A 17,134-nucleotide genomic window follows, 5' to 3' on the forward strand; every position below is an offset into this window, starting at 1 on the left:
AGCTAAGCCTCACAGCGCCGATGGTACTGCAGGGGGGACCCTGTGGGAGAGTAGGACGCCGCCGAACAATTCTTCAGAAAAGGCCCACCCGGCTTCGGGTGGGCCTTTTCGCGTTTCCGGACTCTCCCGAGGCTCCGGTGGCTCCGCCGCCGATCCAAAAAATCTTGGTCGGCGACGTCGAGAACCCGTGGCTGGCTCCGTCCCCGGGGTGAACGCGGCCACAATGGGTCGCACCAGCACCGAGGGAGAAGCACGATGGCCAAGTACCTGCTGCTCAAGCACTACCGAGGCGCCCCGACTGCGGTCAACTGCGTGCCGATGGACCAGTGGACGCCGGAGGAGGTGACGGCGCACGTGAAGTACATGCAGGACTTCGCGGCCCGGCTGGAGAAGACTGGCGAGTTCGTCGACGGCCAGGCGCTCGCGCCCGAGGGGGCGTGGGTCCGGTACGACGGCGAGGGGCGTCCGCCGGTCACCGACGGTCCGTTCGCCGAGACCAAGGACCTGATCGCCGGCTGGATGGTGATCGACGTCGACAGCTACGACCGTGCCATCGAGTTGGCCGGGGAGCTGTCGGCCGCCCCCGGGGCCGGCGGCAAGCCGATTCACGAGTGGCTGGAGGTCCGTCCGTTCCTGGCCATGCCGCCGACCATCACGGAGTGAGCTCCCCGATGAACGAGGCCCTGGTCCGGAGCCTCACACCGAGCGTGCTCGGCACTCTCGTCCGCCGCGGAGCAGACTTCGCGGCGGCCGAGGACGCCGTACAGGAGGCGTTGGTCGAGGCGGTCCGCGTCTGGGAGACCGATCCGCCGAGGGACCCGAAGGGCTGGCTGGTCACCGTCGCCTGGCGCAAGTTCCTCGACACGACCCGGGCGGACACCGCGCGGCGTCGGCGTGAGGACCTCGTCGATCAGGAGCCGGAGCCCGGCCCGGCGGCCGAGGTGGACGACACGCTCCGGCTCTACTTCCTGTGCGCCCACCCGTCGTTGACGCCGTCGTCCGCGGTCGCACTCACACTGCGGGCGATCGGCGGGCTGACCACCCGCCAGATCGCCCAGGCCTACCTGGTGCCCGAGGCGACCATGGCGCAGCGCATCAGCCGGGCCAAGCGGACCGTCTCCGGTGTGCGGTTCGATCAGCCGGGCGACGTCGTCACCGTGCTGCGAGTCCTCTACCTGGTCTTCAACGAGGGCTACTCCGGTGACGTCGACCTCGCCGCCGAGGCGATCCGGCTCACCCGGCAGCTGGCGGCGGCGATCGACCACCCCGAGGTGGCGGGGCTGCTCGCGCTGATGCTGCTGCACCACGCCCGGCGGGCCGGGCGGACCGCGCCGGACGGCAGCCTGGTGCCGCTCGCCGAGCAGGACCGCAGCCGGTGGGACACCGGGTTGATCGCCGAGGGTGTGATGATCCTGCAGGCGGCCCTGGCCCGTGACCGGTTGGGGGAGTACCAGGCCCAGGCCGCCATCGCGGCGCTGCACGCGGACGCGCGGACCGCCGAGGAGACCGACTGGGTGCAGATCGTCGAGTGGTACGACGAACTGGTGAGGCTGACCGACAGCCCGGTCGTGCGGCTCAATCGCGCGGTCGCCGTCGGCGCGGCCGACGGGCCGCGGGCCGGGCTGGCGGCGCTCGGGGGGTTGGACGACTCGCTGCCCCGCTACACGGCGGTGGCGGCCTACCTCCGTGAGCGCGACGGTGACCTGGCGACGGCGGCCCGGCTGTACGCCGAGGCGGCCCACAAAGCGGCCAACCTCGCCGAGCGCGACTACCTGACGCGCCAGGCGGCCCGGCTCAACGCCCTGCTCGATGCCCGCCACAAGGCCTGACACGTCGGGTCGACTCACAGCCGGCCGGCGGCCTTCAGCGCCAGGTAGGTGTCCGCCAGTGCCGGGGCGATCCGACTCGGCGGGGCGTCGAGGACGGTGACGCCGTGGCGGGTGAGGTGCTCGGCGGTGGCGCGGCGGTCGGCGCGGGTCTGCTCGGCGGCGGCCGCGCCGTAGACGGCCTGAAGGGTGCCGCGGCCGGCGGCCAGGACGTCCAGGTGCGGGTCGGCGACCGAGGCGAGGACGACCTCGTGGCGCTTGGTGAGCAGCGGCAGCAGCGGGCGCAGGCCGTCCTCGACCGGGGCCGCGTCGAGGCCGGTGAGCAGGACGATCAGTGAGCGGTGCGGCGCCATCTTGAGCGCGGTGGCCACCAGCGAGCGCATGTCGGTCTCGTGCAGCGCGGGCTCCAGGACCGCCATCGCGTCGGTGAAGGCGGGCAGGATCTCGTTGGCCGAGCTGCCGGCCACGGTGGCGCGTTTGTGGGCGTCGTGGGCGAGCAGGTCGACCCGGTCGCCGGCGCGGGTGGCGAGGGCGGTGAGCAGCAGGGCGGCGTCGAGGGCGGCGTCCAGGCGGGGGGCGTCGCCGACCCGGCCGGCCGAGGTGCGGCCGGTGTCGAGGACGACCAGGATGTGCCGGTCTCGTTCGGGGCGCCAGGTGCGGACGGCGACGGTGTTGCGGCGGGCGCTGGCGCGCCAGTCGATGGAGCGGACGTCGTCGCCGGGCAGGTACTCCCGCAGCGAGTCGAACTCGGTGCCCTGGCCGCGGGTCAGTACCGAGGTGCGGCCGTCGAGTTCGCGCAGCCGGGCGAGCCGGGAGGGCAGGTGCTTGCGGCTGGTGAACGGAGGGAGCGCGCGGATCGTCCAGGGGACGTTGTGCGAGCCCTGACGGCCGGCCAGGCCGAGCGGGCCGAGCGAACGGACCGTCACCCGGTGGGCGTGGTGGTCGCCGCGGCGGCTCGGGGTGAGTACGGAGATCGCCCGGCGGCGTTCGCCGGCGGGGACGGTGAGGGGGTGCCGGGAGGCGGTCTCGGCGGTGCCGGGTCGCCAGGCGGAGGGGGCCCAGGCGTCGCGGACCAGGGCCCGGAGCGGGCGCCCGGAGGGGTTGGTGACGGTCAGTTCGACCGAGGCGGACTCGCCGAGGCGGACGGTGGTGTCGCCGCCCCGGTCGATCCGCAGGCTGCGGACGGGGGCGGCGAGCACCAGGTCGACCAGGACGGCGAGCAGGACCGCGCCGGTGACGACGCCGATCCCGGCCCAGGAGGGCAGCAGCAGGCCCACGACGAGCGTGCCGAGCGCGGCGAGCAGGGCGGTTCGCCCGGTGAGGGCCATGCGGGTGCGCTCCTTCGGAAACCCGTGACAATCGGGAACCCATGGGTTCGGGACCCCGTGGACCGGGGGCCCGGACGCCTACGGGCGGTGGATCAGCGGGCGGTGGGTCAGCGGGGGGCGGGTCAGCGGGGGGCGGGCGTCTGCGCCAGGACGGCCTGGATGACGGAGTCGGCGGTGACACCCTCCATCTCGGCCTCGGCACGCAGCGCGACGCGGTGCCGCAGGGTGGGCAGGGCGAGTGCCTTGACGTCGTCCGGGGTGACGTAGTCGCGTCCGGCCAGCCAGGCCCAGGCCCGCGAGGCGGCGAGCAGGGCGGTGGCGCCGCGCGGGGAGACGCCGATGGACAGCGACGGGGACTGCCGGGTGGCCCGGCAGAGGTCGACGATGTAGGCGAGGACCTCGGGGGAGACGGTCAGCTCGGCGATCTGCGCGCGGGCCGCGGCGAGGTGCTCGGGCCCGGCGACCGGGCGGACGCCGGCGGCGGCGAGGTCGCGGGGGTCGAAGCCGGCGGCGTGCCGGGAGAGGATCTGGAACTCCTGGTCGCGGTCGGGCAGCGGCAGGATCAGCTTGAGCAGGAAGCGGTCCAGCTGGGCCTCGGGCAACGGGTAGGTGCCCTCGTACTCGACCGGGTTCTGGGTCGCGGCGACCAGGAACGGGACGGGCAGCGCGCGCGGTTCGCCGTCCACGGTGACCTGCCGCTCCTCCATGGCCTCCAGCAGGGCGGCCTGGGTCTTCGGCGGGGTGCGGTTGATCTCGTCGGCGAGCAGCAGGTTGGTGAAGACCGGGCCGGGCTGGAAGGAGAACTCTGCGGTGCGGGCGTCGTAGACCAGCGAGCCGGTGACGTCGCCGGGCATCAGGTCGGGGGTGAACTGGATCCGCTTGGTCTCCAGGCTGAGCGCGGTGGACAGGGTGCGGATCAGCAGGGTCTTGGCGACGCCGGGGACGCCCTCCAGCAGCACGTGGCCGCCGCAGAGCAGCGCCACCACGAGGCCGGTCACGGCGGCGTCCTGGCCGACCACGGCCTTGCCGATCTCGGCGCGCAGGGCGGTCAGGGCCGCGCGCGGGTCGGTGGCGGGGGTGGCGGGCGTGGTGGGTGCGGCGGGGGTAGCGGGTGCCGTGCCGGGGGTGATGCGGAGCTGGGCGGTCGCCTGTTCGGTCACGGGTTCCGTACCTGCCTTTCGAGGGCGTCGAGGTCGTCGGCGAGCCGCAGCAGTGCTGCGTCGTCGGTCGGGGGCGGGCCGTAGAGCAGGGCCCGGACGTCCCCGGCGGGTCGTTCGGGGAGGCGGCCGGCCACGGCCGCGCAGAGGGCTTCGGGGTCGGGCGCGCCGACGTGGAGCGGGACGCCCAGGGTGGGGGCGAGGCGGTGGGCGGCGGCCCGGCGCAGGGCCTCGGCGGCGCGGCCGCGGGCCTTGGCGCGCCGGTAGAGGCGGGCGCGGCCCTCGGTGGTCTCGGCGGCGCGGACCACCACGGGCAGGTTCTCGCTGACCACCGGGCCGAGCCGGCGGGCGCGCCAGAGCGCGGCCAGGACGGCGGCGATGGCGAGCTGGTAGAAGGCCCAGTGCCAGCCCTTCGGGATGTAGTCGTCGAAGCCCTTTTTGGGGGTGCCCTCGGCCGGCGGCGCGGAGTAGTCGGGCAGGTGCCAGGTGAGGCGGGGCTGCGAGCCGAGCAGGCCGAGCGCGAGCGAGGCGTTGCCGTCCTTGGTGAGTTCGCCGTTGGTCAGGAGGATGCCGCTGCCCAGCACGATGACGTCGCCGTCCCCGGTCGGGGTGGTGACCAGCGGGTAGCCGTGGCCGCGCGGGTAGCAGCCCTCGCCGCGGCTGCCGCTGGTGTAGAGCATGCCGCCGATGGTGGCGTTGCCGGCCCGGACCGCCTCGGTGAGCGAGCAGCCCATGGCGGTGCTGCGGATGGGGGCGTACCCGCCGTCCTCGTCGGAGGGGCGGACGCCGGGGGCGAGCGCGGTGAGGGCGGCCGGGCCGGGGGCGATCAGGATCAGCCGCTTGTGCCGGGCGGCGGCGATCGCGCGCAGCTGGGCCTTGTCGAGCAGGTCGGGTTCGGGCAGCACCAGGGTGTCGGCGCCGCCCGGTGCGGCTGCGGGGTCGGTGGTGAGCTCGGTCTTGAGGCCCTGGTGTTCCAGCAGCGCGACCACGGCGTGGCCGCCGTCGGCGTCGTACGAGCGCGGGTCGCCGGGCGGGTACTGGTGGCCCCGGTCGAGGGTGGCGATGCAGACGGCGCTGATCAGCAGGGCGGCGAGGAACGACAGGTACCAGCGGGCGCGGCGCAGCAGGCCGCGCCCGGTGGGGGCGAGGCTGGTCGGCGCGGCCGCGGGGGTGTCGGGCCGCTCGGCGGCGGGGGGAGCGGGGACGGTACCGGTCATGCCGCTCCTCCCGTGGTCGAGGTCGGGGCCGCTGCGGGGACCGTGGTGTGGGCGAGGGCCGGGCGGGTGCGCTCCAGGGTCCGGTCGAGGTCCAGCAGTAGCCGGTACGCGGCCTGGTCGGCGGTCCGGTCGCCGTAGGTGATGTCGTCGAAGGTGCGGGCGGCCGCGGTCAGCGCGGCGGCGTGCTCGGGCAGGGCCCGGCCGGCCTCGACGGCGGCTTCGTCGGCGGTGCGGCCGGGGCGGGTGTCGAGCAGGGTGCGCTCCTCCAGAGCCCGGACCAGCGCCCGCATCTGCTCGCGGACGGCTTCGGCCCACTGCCCGGCGGCGGCGTGCCCGGCGGCGTCCGACCGGTACTGCGCGGCGCTGCGCGGGCCCTGGGCGCCGTACACGCCCAGGACGGTGCGGGCGGCGCGCTTGGGCGCGCCGAGGCGCCACCAGAGGGCGGCGGCGATCAGTACGGCGACGATCAGGAAGAGCACCAGTCCGGTGGTGCCGTCGGTGCCCCCGCCGGCGAGGCTGCCGAGCGCGTGGTCGATGTGGTCCCAGAACCAGTCGGTGATCCGTTCCAGGACGGTCGGGTCGTTCTTGTGGTAGTCGGCGTTGAGCAGCTCGTCGCGCGCGGCGTCGCGGGCCGGGTCACGTGGCACGGTGACCGGGGCGCCGCTCGCGGCGAGGAGCCTGTCCCCCCAGATAGGCATCCGGCTCAGCGCCTCGCGGGGGTCTGGTCGGCCTGGCGGCCCGAGCCGGTGCCGCCCTGCTCGGGCAGGCCGGCGGCGCGCGCCAGCTCGATGTCCAGGGCCTCGCGGCGGATCCGCTGGTCGATGTAGACCAGCACGCCGACCGCGGCCATGAACGGGGTGGTGAGCGCGGAGGCGATGATCCCGGCGACCGCGGTCATGACCAGCATGCCGACGGACTGGTTGCCGCTGCTGAGGCGGTCGACGCTGCCGAAGCCCAGCACCAGGCCGATGAACCGGGCCGGGATGAGCAGGACCATCCCGATGATCACGGACAGCACCTTGCTCAGCACCACGATGCCGAAGATCCGCCACCAGGAGCCGCGGACCAGCCGCCGTGAGCGCGACAGCGCGGTCATCACGCCCTGCTTCTCCAGCATCAGCGCGGGGGCGGCCAGGCTGTAGCGGATCAGCAGCCAGACGGCGACCGGGACGGTCAGCAGGCCGACCAGCGCCAGCAGGGCCTCGGTCGCGGGCGTGCCGGAGCCGCCGGCCTGGTAGCCGAGCAGCGGGGTGAAGCCGAGCAGCAGCGCGCCGGAGCTCATCAGGGTGGTGAGCACGGTGAGGCCGAGCAGCTGCAGCAGCCGGGGGCGGGCGTCGCGCCAGGCGTCGCCGGCGGTCACCGACCGGCCGAGGACGGCGCGGCTGACCACCACGGTGAGCAGCGCGGTGGCGAGGGCGTTGAGCAGCAGCATCAGCGGCATCCGGGCCAGCAGGGTGAGCAGCTGCGTGGAGGTGCCGGTCCTGCCGCTGACCAGCAGCTCGGAGGCGATCGCCCCGGCCTGGTCGATCACGGCGATGCCGAGCGAGAGGGTGAGGGCGGTGCGCCAGTACCGGCGGATGGTGGTGACGGCTCCGTCGAGCAGTTCGCCGACGGCGAGCGGACGCAGCGGGATGACCCCGGGCCGCGGGCTGCTCACGGCACTCCAGCCGTACGGGTTCCGGCCGCCGGGCGTCTGCCCGCCCCAGGTCGGTTGTGCGGGCCGGGTGTTCCAGCCGGGGGTGGCCTGCGGTGGTGCCGACGGTCCGGGCACGGCGGCGGGCGCGTCAGCCGGGGGCCGGGCGCCGTCGCGGGGTGGCTCGGACGAGCTGGGCGAAGCCCAGCCCGGAGTGTCGGTCATCACTGCTCCTCGGAGGGGCGTCACGGGCGCGGCTCCGGGCGGATCTTTCGCCCGCGCGCGGTGCCCATCGTGCCATGGGGCCCGAACAGGCCCCAGGGGTATCCGGTTGCTGATCGGCAACAGGGCTTTCCGGGAGGTCGGAGGGCTGGCTCCGGACCGTTCGGAGATGCTCCGGCGAGGAGTATTCGCCCGGTATGGCCGAAATGCCCCGGTGGGGGAGTTGGCCGTTGTGGAGCATTGGCACTGCTGTGCGGCAGGTCACAATCCGGTAATGAGAAGATGGAGCCATGAAGGGACGCGTCCTCGTCGTTGATGACGACTCCGCACTGGCCGAGATGCTCGGCATCGTGCTGCGTGGTGAGGGTTTTGAGCCGTTTTTCGTCGCCGACGGGGACAAGGCGCTAGCCGCGTTCCGGGAGACCAAGCCTGACCTGGTCCTGCTCGATCTGATGCTGCCCGGCCGGGACGGCATCGACGTGTGTCGGCAGATCCGGGCGGAGTCCGGTGTCCCGATCGTCATGCTGACCGCGAAGACCGACACGGTCGACGTGGTGGTGGGCCTGGAGTCCGGCGCCGACGACTACGTCACCAAGCCGTTCAAGCCCAAGGAGCTGGTGGCCCGGGTGCGTGCCCGGCTGCGCCGCGCCGAGGAGCCGACGCCCGAGCAGCTGACCATCGGCGATCTGGTGATCGACGTGGCCGGCCACTCGGTGAAGCGGGACGGCCGCAGCATCCCGCTGACCCCGCTGGAGTTCGACCTGCTGGTCGCGCTGGCCCGCAAGCCCTGGCAGGTGTTCACCCGCGAGGTGCTGCTGGAGCAGGTCTGGGGCTACCGCCACGCGGCGGACACCCGCCTGGTCAACGTCCACGTCCAGCGACTTCGCTCGAAGATCGAGAAGGACCCGGAGCGCCCCGAGATCGTGGTGACCGTCCGCGGCGTCGGCTACAAGGCCGGACCCAGCTGACGTGACGGACCGGGCTGACGACACCCCGCCGGGTTCCGCGACCGGCGGGGCGGGGGCCGTGCGCGGTGACGTGCTGAGTTCGACCACCCGCCGCCGTCGCGGCCCTTCCGGAGTTTTCGGCCTGATGAAGCGCCAGTTCCGCCGTCCCGTGCACCGGGTGTCCGCGCTGTACCTCCGCTCGATCCAGCTGCGCGTGGTCGCGGTGTCCCTGCTGGCGTCCATCGCGGTGGTCCTGGTGCTGGGCGTGGTCGTGGTGGCGCAGGTGCGCACCGGCCTGCTCGACACCAAGATCGACGCTGCCCGCGCCCAGGCCCGGATCGGCTTCCAGGTCGAGCAGAAGAAGATCGACGAGGCCCGCGACCTCAAGCTGCGCAACACCGCCGACCCGACCACCGAGGAGACCGGCACCTGGCTGCTGCGGCAGGTCAACGACCTGGCCGCGAGCGGGCAGACGGTCTACTCGGTGATCGCGATGGCCCCCGGAACCGGTGCCGTCGTCCCGGACACGGCCGGCTTCGCGCCGCGCTACTCGGGCGACATCCAGCCCAGCAGCGTCCCGGACACCCTGCGGGCCAAGCTCTTCGACGAGCCCGGCCAGATGTTCGACCAGCCGACCCGGATCCACCGCTCGCCCGAGAGCGGCGGCAAGACCGAGCCCGGGCTGGCCCTGGGCATGCAGTTCGTCGGCCCGGCCGGCACCAGCTACCAGCTGTTCTACGTGTTCTCCTTCGGCCAGGAGACCGACACCCTCAACCTGATCACCGGCACCCTGGCGACCGCCGGCGTGTTCGTGGTGATCCTGATGGGCGGCATCGCCTGGGTCGTGGTGCGCCAGGTGGTCACCCCGGTGCGGATGGCCGCCGGGATCTCCGAGCGGCTCGCCGACGGGCACCTGGAGGAGCGGATGAAGGTGACCGGCACGGACGACATCGCCCGCCTCGGCGAGTCCTTCAACCGGATGGCCAACGCCCTCCAGGCGCAGATCCGCCAGCTGGAGGAGCTGTCCCGGGTCCAGCGGCGCTTCGTCTCGGACGTCTCGCACGAGCTGCGCACCCCGCTGACCACGGTCCGGATGGCCGCCGACCTGATCTACGACAGCCGCGAGGACCTGGACCCGATGGCGGCCCGCTCCGCGGAGCTGCTGCAGGGCCAGCTGGACCGCTTCGAGTCGCTGCTGGCCGACCTGCTGGAGATCAGCCGCTTCGACGCCGGCGCCGCGATCCTGGACGCCGAGCCGGTCGACCTGCGCGAGATCGTCGCCCGGGTGGTGGAGGCCGCCGACCCGCTGGCCCAGGCCAAGGGCAGCACCGTGGTGATCCGCGGCGACGGCGAGCCGGTACTGGCCGAGGTGGACTCCCGCCGGATCGAGCGCATCCTGCGCAACCTGGTCGTCAACGCGCTGGAGCACGGCGAGGGCCGCGACGTGGTGGTCCGGCTGGGCTCGGCCGACGGCGCGGTCGCGGTCGGCGTGCGCGACTACGGCATCGGCCTCAAGCCGGGCGAGGCGTCCCGGGTGTTCCACCGCTTCTGGCGGGCGGACCCGTCCCGGGTGCGCACCACCGGCGGCACCGGCCTCGGCCTGTCCATCGCGGTCGAGGACGCCCACCTGCACGGCGGCTGGCTCCAGGCCTGGGGCGAGCCCGGCGGCGGCTCGCACTTCCGGCTCACCCTGCCGCGCACCCGCGGCGGCGAGATCAGCCGGGCGCCGTTCCGGCTGGAGCCGGAGGACTCCCGCAACAACCGGGGCCTGGGCGCGTACGGCACGCCCTACCGGCGGGCGATCGCCCCGGCCGGCGCGACGGCGCTGACCGCCGTCGAGGAGCAGGCCGAGGCGCCGGAGGGGCCCGGCAGCGGGCTGGGCAGCGGGCTCGGCGGGGTGCTGAACATCGGCCCCGGGCTGGGCCGACAGCGACTGCCGGAGGGGCCGCGTTCGGACCCTTCGGACGTATGGACCGCAGGGGCCGGTTACGGCGTCACCGGCGCCCAGGTCATGGTGGACCCGACGCCAGGACGGCCGTCGGTGGCGCAGCGGACGGCGGAGCCGGACATGACGGGTGGGACGGACCTGGAGGGGTCGCAGCGTGCGAAGGACGAGCAGCAGGACTGAGCCGCGGCTCACGGCGGTGGCCGGTGCGGTGCTCGGCGCCCTGGTGGCGAGCGGCTGCGCGGCCATGCCGGACTCCGGCGGCATCACCAAGGTGGAGCTGTCCCAGGGCTCGGCCGACAAGAACCTGCAGGCCAGGGTCTACCCGGTGGCGCCCGGCAAGGGCGCCAAGCCGCGCGAGCTGCTGACCGGGTTCCTGGACGCGGTGACCGCCGACGAGGGGTACGACACCGCGCGCAAGTACCTCACCGAGAGCGCCGCCGCGAGCTGGAACCCGGAGGCGGGCATCCAGGTGCTCGCCAGCACGACCATCAAGGAACCCGGCCAGTCCGTCTCCGACACCGACACCACGGCCTCCGAGACGGTCACCGGGCAGATGGTCGCCACCGTCGACGAGAAGCACTCGTACCTGCTGGTCGCCGGGCAGAACAACAACGCCTCGTCCGACTTCACCTTCGTCCGGGAGAAGGACGGCGAGTGGCGGATCGACAAGCTGCCGCCCGGCGTGATCATGAACGAGACCAACTTCCGGAACAGCTTCCGGCAGGTCGAGCGCTTCTTCTACACCGCCCCGGACCCGTCGGCCGGCAACGGCGGCCAGGAGGTGCTGGTCGCCGACCCGATCTACCTGCGGCGCCGGATAGACCCGCTGACCGCGGCCGCCAAGGCCCTGGTCGGTGGGCCCTCGAACTGGCTCTCGCCGGTGGTCCGGACGGCCTTCCCGACCGGCGCCTCGGTGGACAAGGTCGCCATCGACGACAGCCGGGTCGCCCACGTGCAGCTCGGCGGCGCGGACCTCGGCGAGCCGATGGCCTGCCGCCGGATGGCGACCCAGCTCTTCTACACCCTCGCCGAGCAGGGCAAGGGCCAGGTCGAGCGGCTGGAGCTGAAGGGCCAGCGCGGCTCCTGCACGGCCAGCCGCGCCGACTCGCCCGCCACCGGTCCGGGTGCCCTGACCGGAGCGTCGTCCGTCCAGCAGTACTACCAGCGCTCCGACAACGGCGTCCTGATGGCGACCGACGACGGCCGCACCGGCGACCCGGTGCACGGCGTGCTCGGCAAGCCGCAGCCGAACCCGGCGGCCCAGCCGAGCACCCTCGCGGTCAGCCGGGACGGCACCCGGGCCGCCGCGATCAGCGCGGACGGCCGCCAGCTCTACTCGGTGGCGCTGTCGGACAGCGCCGTGGCGATGCCCGAGCCGGTGCTCAGCTCGCCGGTGAAGGCCGGCAGCAAGGACGACGGCCTCGCCTCGCCCAGCTGGGACGGCCGCGGCGACCTCTGGGTGGTGGACCGCAACCCGCAGGGCCCGCGGGTGGTCATGGTGCGCGGCGACAAGTCGTACACGGTGCCGGTCGACGGGCTGACCGGGCAGACCGTGCAGGCGCTGAGGATCTCCTCGGACGGCACCCGGGTCGCCCTGGTGGTCAGGTCCCCGGGTGTGGCGACCAGTTCGCTGATGCTCGGTCTGGTGGTGCACGGCGGTACCCCGGAGGCACCGACCGCGCGGATCACCGCCCGAAGCAGCTCGGCGCCCTCGCTCACCGACGTGGCCTCGGTCTCCTGGGCGGAGAGCGACCAGCTGCTGGTGCTCGGGAACGAGGCGGACCGCCCCAAGCAGCTGTACTACATCAGCACCGACGGCTCGCAGAGCACGGACGGTCAGCTGCAGGGCGGCCTCGGCATGTTGAGCGTCTCGGCCTCGGAGTCCCGGGGCGACAGCCTGACGCCGGCGCCGCCGGTGCTCGCGGTGGCGGAGGGCAAGGTCTACCGGCTGGTCAACAACCAGTGGCGGGAGGCCCAGCTGCTGGACAAGGCCCGCTCCTTCTTCTACGCGGGCTGACGCCCCGGCGGATCAGCCGGCCGGCTGCACCGCGGTGGCCGCCACCGTGGCGGCCACCCGGGCCGGCAGCCCGGCGTCGGCCAGTGCCCGGGCGGCCTCGGACAGGCTCGCCCCGGTGGTCACCAGGTCGTCCACCAGCACCGGCTGACGGTCGGCCAGGTCGCGTCGGGCGCGCGGCAGCACGGTGAGCGCCAAGTGCAGATTGCGCCGCCGCTCGGCCGCGTTCAGCCCGGTCTGGTCGGCGACCGGGCGGGCGTGCCGCAGCAACGGCGCGGCCCGGGCGTCCAGGCCTGCCCGGCGCAGCGAGCGGGCGGCGGCCCCGGCCAGCCGCAGCGTCGGGTCGTGGCCGCGGGCGCGGACCGCCGTGCGGGCCGAGGGCATCGGGACCAGCAGCAGCGGTGTGGACTCGGCCCGGGCCCCCAGCGCGGAGCGCACCGCCCGTCCGAGCGCCTCCCCGAGCGGCCCGGCCAGCCGCAGCGCGCCGCGCTCCTTGTGCGCGAGCAGCAGCTGCCGGACCGGGTCGGTGTACGGGGCGGCGGCGTGCGCCCAGGGCAGCAGGGTGGGGCCGGGGCGGGCGGTGGCCAGCGCGTGCCGGCAGGCCGGGCAGAGCTGGGTGCGCTCGCTGCCGCAGCCCGCGCAGTCGGCGGGGAGCAGGACGTCCAGCAGCCCGGCCAGTGCGTGGGCGAAGGGTGCCCGGGCGGACGGCGGACGGGCGGGCGAGGGGGACGGCGGCACGGCTGCTCCTGGCGGCGGCAGGCACGGAGAGTCAGCAAAGGATGCGCCGTATGGGGGGTGTTGTCTAGGTATTTACCCTTACTTCACTCGCAGGAGGGTAGACAGGGTGAAACAGTTTGACCGCCCGCCCGCAGTATCGGGTCATACCCGGGTTCTCGCCTGGGGAGGCGAAAACCCCGTGTGAGGTGTTCGATAAGGCTCCAGGGGGTTTCAACCGTCCCTGATGGGGAGGAAGTGAGATGAGGGCCAGTCGTTCCCGCCGCTGGCGGGGGCGGGGGGCCGGCAGTGGATGGGCTGGTCCAGCTGGAGCTCAGTCCGGTCCGGTAGCACCCGGATCGGCGTCAGCACGAGGGATCGGAGTTCTGCGTGGACATCGTCGTCAAGGGCCGCAAGACCGAGGTGCCCAAGAGGTTCCGCGAGCACGTGGCCGAGAAGCTGGAGAAGGTCCAGAAGTTCGACGGCAAGGTGATCAGCCTCGACGTCGAGGTGTCCAAGGAGCACAACCCGCGGCAGGCCGACAGGTCGGACCGCGTGGAGATCACTCTCCGCACCCGGGGCCCGGTGATCCGGGCCGAAGCCGCCGCCGCCGACCCGTACGCGGCGCTCGACCTGGCCTCGGCGAAGCTCGACGCGCAGCTGCGCAAGTCCGCGGACCGGCGTCGGGTGCACAAGGGCGGCGCGAACGGCCGCACTCCCATCAGCGTCGCCGAGGCGACCGCGGCCCTGGCCGCGTTGCCGTCGACGACGGCGACGGAGGGCGAGACGAACGGAGCCGTCCGCAAGACCATGATGGGATCCCTGGAAGTGGAGGGCGAAGGCCCGCTGGTGGTCCGGGAGAAGACGCACTCGGCCGCCCCCATGGCGCTGGACCAGGCGCTCTACGAGATGGAGCTGGTCGGCCACGACTTCTACCTCTTCGTGGAGAAGGACAGCGGCCTGCCGAGCGTCGTGTACCGCCGACACGGCTACCACTACGGTGTCATCCACGTGCAGCCCGACATGGCGGCCGGCGTGGCCAGCGGCGCGGGCGGTGCGATCGGTCGGTCCGACGACGAGGACTGACCGTCCCGGCAGTGATGGAGTGGTGACCCCGGCGGCAGTGGCCGCCGGGGTCACCGGCGTTCGGCGACGGGATGGGCCTCGGCGGCGGGTCGGGTTGCGGGGCGGGACGGGCGTCGCGACGGGACGGGTTCGAACGGTGCTCGGACGCACGGGGGCCGAGGAGGTCACCCGATGCGGGGGCGTCGGCGCCGGAGGGTCACCGTGGCGGTGCCGGGGCGTGGAATGATTGGCTGACGACGACCCGCGAAGGGGGAGGAGCGGATGGGGGATCACTTCGGGCTGGGGCCCGCTGGGAGGCCTGTCGCCGGACTGTCGCCGGGTCCGGAGGAGGAGCTCGCGTACGCGCCGCGCCGGGGTGAGCCGATCCGCGTGCTGGTGGTGGACGACCACGCCTTGTTCCGCCGGGGGCTGGAGATCGTGCTCGCCGAGGAGCCGGACATCAAGGTCGTCGGCGAGGCCGGGGACGGCGCCGAGGCGGTGCTGAAGGCCGCCGACCTGCTGCCCGACATCATCCTCATGGACGTCCGGATGCCGCGCCGCAGCGGGATCGAGGCCTGCACGGCGATCAAGGACGTGGCGCCCAGCACCAAGATCATCATGCTGACGATAAGCGACGAGGAGGCCGACCTCTACGAGGCGATCAAGGCGGGGGCCACCGGCTACCTGCTGAAGGAGATCTCCACCGACGAGGTCGCCACCGCGATCCGCGCGGTCGCCGACGGGCAGTCGCAGATCAGCCCGTCGATGGCCTCCAAGCTGCTCACCGAGTTCAAGTCGATGATCCAGCGCCGCTCCGAGGACCGGGACCTGGTGCCCGCGCCCCGGCTCACCGACCGGGAGTTGGAGGTGCTCAAGCTGGTGGCGACCGGAATGAACAACCGGGAGATCGCCAAGGAGCTGTTCATCAGCGAGAACACCGTGAAGAACCACGTGCGCAACATCCTGGAGAAACTCCAACTGCACTCCAGGATGGAGGCGGTGGTGTACGCGATGCGGGAGAAGATCCTCGAAATAGGGTGAGCCGGTTCGCTCGGCCCGTTCAGTCGGCGAGCAGCTTCTCCAGGGCAGGGCGCAGCCGTTCGTCGTGCAGCGCCCCGACCCGTACGGTGTCGCAGCCGACCCAGGCGGCGGCCTCGCGCAGGGCGGTGGCCAGCGCCTCGACGTGCCGGGCGCCAGATCCTCGGTCGCCGGTCAGCGAGACCTGTCGGGCGACCAGGGTGCGCCCCTCCCGGGCCGGGTCGACCCGGCCGACCAGCCGACCGCCGGTCAGCAGCGGCATCGCGAAGTAGCCGTGCACCCGCTTGTGCTTGGGCGTGTAGGCCTCCAGGCGGTGCGTCATGCCGAAGATCCGCTCGGTGCGGGCGCGGTCCCAGACCAGCGAGTCGAACGGCGAGAGCAAGGTGGTGCGGTGGCGCCCCCGCGGGGCGGCGGACAGCGCGGCCGGGTCGGCCCAGGCGGCGGCCCGGCCGCCGTCCGGGCCCCAGCCGGCCACCTCGACCGGGACCAGCCCGCAGTCCGCGAGCACCGGGTCCAACTCCTCGGCGCGCAGCCGGTGGTAGTCCAGCAGGTCGGCCCGGGTGGCCACGCCGAGCGCGGCGCCGGCCTGGGCGACCAGGGTGCGCACGCACTCCCGGTCGGACCGGTCCTGGCCGAACAGGGCGTCGGGGATGGCCTGTTCGGCCAGCGCGTACACCCGCTTCCAGCTCCGGCGCTCGGTGCAGACCACGTCCCCGAAGGCCAGCGCCCGTTCGACCGCGATCTTCGTGTCGGACCAGTCCCACCACTCGGCGGTCCTCTTCGCCCCACCGAGCTCGGTGGAGGTCAACGGCCCCTCGGTGCGCAGCTTGTCCAGCACCGCCCGGTACGTCTCGGGCGCGACCTGGTGGCCCCAGAGGTGGCCGCGGTCGCGGTAGCGGCGGCGCCGGAAGGCGAACAGCGGCCACTCCTCGACCGGCAGGATGCAGGCCGCGTGCGACCAGTACTCGAAGCTCGTGCCGGCGCCCCAGTACGCCGCCTCGACCGCCGGACGGCCGACCGCGCCGAGTCGGGCGCACGGCACCAGCTCGTGCGAGCGGGCCAGCACCGAGATGGTGTCCAGCTGGACGGCGCCCAGGTGCCGCAGCACCCCGCGCACTCCGGCCCGGCGGTCCGGCGCGCCCAGCAGGCCCTGGGCGCGCAGGGCGATCCGGCGGGCGTCGTCGGCGCCCAGGACGGTGACGGGGGTGCGGTCGGCGGCTGCGGCGGTCATGCCGGCGAGCGTAGCCCGGGGCACCGACAGCGGGCCCGGGCCGGTGTCCGCTCGATTCTGCACCCAGTCCAGGTCGGACCTCAGTGTCCAGGTCGGACCTCAGTCCAGGTCGGACGGGAGCAGCGAGGCGACCCAGGAGTCGTGGAAGACGCCGCGTTGGTTGGCGTAGGAGCGCAGGGTGCCCTCGTAGCGGTAGCCGACCCGCTCGGCGACCGCGCGCGAGCCCTCGTTGCCGACGTAGGCGAGCCACTGGAGGCGGCGCAGGCCGAGCTCGGTGAGCGCCCAGCGGGCGACCGCGCGGGCCGCCTCGACGGTGTAGCCGCGGCTGCGCTGCTCCTTCACCGTCCACCAACCGACCGAGGCGGAGTCCGGGTCGGCGGCGGAGCGGATCACGGCCTGGGCGCCGACCAGCCGCCCGGTGTCACGTTCGACCACGCACCAGATGAACTCGCTGCCTTTGTCCAACCCCTCCGGGGCCAGAGTGCGTACGAAGAACTCCGCGTCCGCGCGCCGGTAGGGGACCGGCACGACCGTCCAGCGCTGGATCTCGTCGTCCTGGCAGGCCGCGAAGATCGCGTCGATGTCCGATTCCCGGGGGGCCCGCAGGACCAGGCGGTCGGTGGTGAGGGTGGCGAGTTCGCTTCGCGGTTCTTCCATGGGCGGATTATTTCGCCGGATGAGGAATACGGGCATCCGATATCGCGGCCAACTCCTGGGCCCGCCGACCGATTTGTCACGGTGGACGGTGCTATCGATCCATGTGCTCGGGCGGGTGACACGGGAATACCGTGCTG

At 73.6% G+C, this 17,134-nt stretch carries 15 protein-coding genes; 7 read left to right on the plus strand and 8 right to left on the minus strand.

All coding sequences use genetic code 11. The annotated features are described in order from the left end of the window. Positions 1-255: 255 nt before the first annotated feature. Together ABZW30_RS40720 and ABZW30_RS40725 are read left to right on the plus strand one after the other, a co-directional pair. A complete protein-coding gene (locus tag ABZW30_RS40720; RefSeq protein ID WP_355676355.1) occupies positions 256-663 on the plus strand; it encodes a YciI family protein in 408 nt (135 codons plus the stop codon). 8 nt (positions 664-671) lie between these two features. After that, positions 672-1,829, plus strand: a complete 1,158-nt coding sequence (locus ABZW30_RS40725) for a sigma-70 family RNA polymerase sigma factor (protein ID WP_355676372.1) — start codon at positions 672-674, stop codon at positions 1,827-1,829. 14 nt (positions 1,830-1,843) lie between these two features. On the opposite strand, the gene ABZW30_RS40730 is transcribed toward ABZW30_RS40725, so the two are convergent. The 5 genes from ABZW30_RS40730 to ABZW30_RS40750 all read right to left on the minus strand — a co-directional run bounded on the left by ABZW30_RS40730 (position 1,844) and on the right by ABZW30_RS40750 (position 7,386). Beyond that, positions 1,844-3,154 carry a DUF58 domain-containing protein gene (locus tag ABZW30_RS40730; protein WP_355676356.1) on the minus strand — a complete coding sequence of 437 codons (1,311 nt, stop codon included), beginning with the start codon at positions 3,152-3,154 and terminating at the stop codon, positions 1,844-1,846. A gap of 122 nt (positions 3,155-3,276) precedes the next feature. Then, on the minus strand, positions 3,277-4,206 hold the full coding sequence (locus ABZW30_RS40735; RefSeq protein ID WP_355676373.1) for a MoxR family ATPase: 930 nt from the start codon (positions 4,204-4,206) through the stop codon (positions 3,277-3,279). Between the two features lie 104 nt (positions 4,207-4,310). Further along, the gene (locus ABZW30_RS40740; protein WP_355676357.1) at positions 4,311-5,528 is read right to left on the minus strand and encodes a DUF4350 domain-containing protein; all 1,218 of its coding nucleotides are present in this window, start codon (positions 5,526-5,528) and stop codon (positions 4,311-4,313) included. Then, positions 5,525-6,226, minus strand: coding sequence for a DUF4129 domain-containing protein (locus tag ABZW30_RS40745; RefSeq protein ID WP_355676358.1), 702 nt, complete (start codon positions 6,224-6,226; stop codon positions 5,525-5,527). Before ABZW30_RS40745 ends, ABZW30_RS40740 begins: the two co-directional genes overlap by 4 nt. A gap of 5 nt (positions 6,227-6,231) precedes the next feature. Beyond that, positions 6,232-7,386 (minus strand): hypothetical protein, encoded by a 1,155-nt coding sequence (locus ABZW30_RS40750; protein WP_355676359.1) that lies wholly within the window; start codon positions 7,384-7,386, stop codon positions 6,232-6,234. A gap of 287 nt (positions 7,387-7,673) precedes the next feature. On the opposite strand from ABZW30_RS40750, the gene mtrA reads away from it, so the two are divergent. The 3 genes from mtrA (at position 7,674) to ABZW30_RS40765 (ending at position 12,295) form a co-directional block, all read left to right on the plus strand. Further along, positions 7,674-8,351 carry an MtrAB system response regulator MtrA gene (gene mtrA, locus ABZW30_RS40755; protein ID WP_350746044.1) on the plus strand — a complete coding sequence of 226 codons (678 nt, stop codon included), beginning with the start codon at positions 7,674-7,676 and terminating at the stop codon, positions 8,349-8,351. Between the two features lie 124 nt (positions 8,352-8,475). Beyond that, positions 8,476-10,458 (plus strand): MtrAB system histidine kinase MtrB, encoded by a 1,983-nt coding sequence (gene mtrB / locus ABZW30_RS40760; protein ID WP_355676360.1) that lies wholly within the window; start codon positions 8,476-8,478, stop codon positions 10,456-10,458. Then, positions 10,433-12,295: an LpqB family beta-propeller domain-containing protein gene (locus tag ABZW30_RS40765; RefSeq protein WP_355676361.1), complete on the plus strand. Its 1,863-nt coding sequence runs from the start codon at positions 10,433-10,435 to the stop codon at positions 12,293-12,295. Before mtrB ends, ABZW30_RS40765 begins: the two co-directional genes overlap by 26 nt. Before the next feature lie 12 nt (positions 12,296-12,307). Here ABZW30_RS40765 and ABZW30_RS40770 read toward each other — a convergent pair whose 3' ends face one another. Then, positions 12,308-13,030, minus strand: a complete 723-nt coding sequence (locus tag ABZW30_RS40770) for a phosphoribosyltransferase family protein (RefSeq protein WP_355676362.1) — start codon at positions 13,028-13,030, stop codon at positions 12,308-12,310. Between the two features lie 366 nt (positions 13,031-13,396). On the opposite strand from ABZW30_RS40770, the gene raiA reads away from it, so the two are divergent. Together raiA and ABZW30_RS40780 are read left to right on the plus strand one after the other, a co-directional pair. Next, complete coding sequence (raiA, locus tag ABZW30_RS40775; protein ID WP_355676363.1) at positions 13,397-14,092, plus strand: ribosome-associated translation inhibitor RaiA; 696 nt, start codon at positions 13,397-13,399, stop codon at positions 14,090-14,092. 261 nt (positions 14,093-14,353) lie between these two features. Then, positions 14,354-15,112: a response regulator transcription factor gene (locus ABZW30_RS40780; protein WP_355676364.1), complete on the plus strand. Its 759-nt coding sequence runs from the start codon at positions 14,354-14,356 to the stop codon at positions 15,110-15,112. Between the two features lie 19 nt (positions 15,113-15,131). Here ABZW30_RS40780 and ABZW30_RS40785 read toward each other — a convergent pair whose 3' ends face one another. Next, on the minus strand, positions 15,132-16,340 hold the full coding sequence (locus ABZW30_RS40785) for a crosslink repair DNA glycosylase YcaQ family protein (protein ID WP_355676365.1): 1,209 nt from the start codon (positions 16,338-16,340) through the stop codon (positions 15,132-15,134). A gap of 99 nt (positions 16,341-16,439) precedes the next feature. Then, a complete protein-coding gene (locus ABZW30_RS40790) occupies positions 16,440-16,997 on the minus strand; it encodes a GNAT family protein (RefSeq protein WP_355676366.1) in 558 nt (185 codons plus the stop codon). Positions 16,998-17,134 lie beyond the last annotated feature (137 nt).

This window comes from Kitasatospora sp. NPDC004669, assembly GCF_040609455.1.
Lineage (GTDB): Bacteria > Actinomycetota > Actinomycetes > Streptomycetales > Streptomycetaceae > Kitasatospora.